Here is a 1,380-nt window from a genome sequence, read left to right as displayed (position 1 = left end):
CTCAAAAAACGCCCAATCGAAAAAAACACCCTGAAACCGTGCCAAGGTACTGGCAGTTTCAAGGTGATTTATCGTATTTTACTGATTTAGCTGTGGTTAAAAATTTAGTGCATGAATAATCCGGGTTAAATAATACTTGATATTTTAATAGCTGTTTCCTCAACCACATGTTAGCTTTATCATCTCCGTATTCACGGTACTCAAATTCTTTGTAATCCAAGTTATTTTTTTAATTACGTCTACCTCGGCAAAATAATACGGCTTTCCTAATTTGTATGGTTGCCTAAAAAACGGCCTCAATCCTTGAACCGAATTTATTTTCCATAGCATACTTGCCTGATTTGCATAGGCTTTAAATGCAGTCAGTGGATTGCCCAATATAAGTCTCGCTGATTTACTGATAAATCGTAGCTTATCACTGTCATAGGTGAAAGCGCTCGAAAACTTCAATGCGTCTGGCGAATAGGGATTATACAACTCAGCAATTCTTGAAGAATCGAACACCGTAGAAAAATATCGTTTGTCTATTTCCGAAATCTTACTATTTTCATCAATCAAAATTGCTGCGTCCATTTGGATTAGCATCCCGGTATCTTCATTTTTAGGAGCGGGAATTACATTAAAACTATTAAACACGGGCCCTGAAACTACTAAATATATAATCAAGGAGAGAATCATTACAGCGTGAGTCTTCCAAAATGTTTTCCCATAAAAAACGAAAACGAAAATCAGTTCACTTGCCAGCAGGATCGGGAACCCATTGTGCCTGAAGAATAGGGTGCCAACATTTCCAAAAAACAGAATTACCAAGTCTAAATATGTCACTTTTTTCTTAAGAAACATATTGACTACTGCTATTAATACAAATGAGAAAGAATATGAAAATAACGCATCTTTCACCAGTGTTATTGCCAGCATATTAAAATATGGAAAAATAACAAAAAAACCTGTTATAAATAAGGCGGCCTTTCTTGAAACTTTCGACTGTAGCATGGATACATATCCATACGTTAAAACAAGACTGAATATTATAACCCGGATTATTCATGCACTAAATTTTTAACCACAGCTAAATCAGTAAAATACGATAAATCACCTTGAAACTGCCAGTACCTTGGCACGGTTTCAGGGTGTTTTTTTTTGATTGAGCGTTTTTTGAGAAAAATGGGCACACTAAAACCAGCCAGATTTTGCTATTTTTTTGAAAATCTACTTCGTTGTTTTATTGCCACAAAGCATTTAGTCGTTCCCAAGCTCGCCAGAACAGACCATCGAATTGTTCTTGGATGCGGCTATCTAACGTCAAGATCACCTTGCGGGCGTGCTTAGTGACACGTCCCCCGATTTTTAACAAACGGTCTCGAAAGGTGTTGATTGTCC

The 1,380-nt window shown here is 36.8% G+C and carries 1 protein-coding gene; it reads right to left on the bottom strand.

The genetic code is table 11. The features are described 5' to 3' along the window. Positions 1-159: 159 nt before the first annotated feature. On the bottom strand, positions 160-1,029 hold the full coding sequence (locus C6P11_RS10785) for a DUF6020 family protein (RefSeq protein ID WP_280950219.1): 870 nt from the start codon (positions 1,027-1,029) through the stop codon (positions 160-162). Positions 1,030-1,380: the final 351 nt, after the last annotated feature.

The sequence above is a fragment of the Weissella confusa genome, assembly GCF_004766315.1.
GTDB lineage: Bacteria > Bacillota > Bacilli > Lactobacillales > Lactobacillaceae > Weissella > Weissella confusa_A.
The sequence above is the reverse complement of the archived record's forward strand: the minus strand, read 5'-3'. Positions and strand labels throughout refer to the sequence as shown.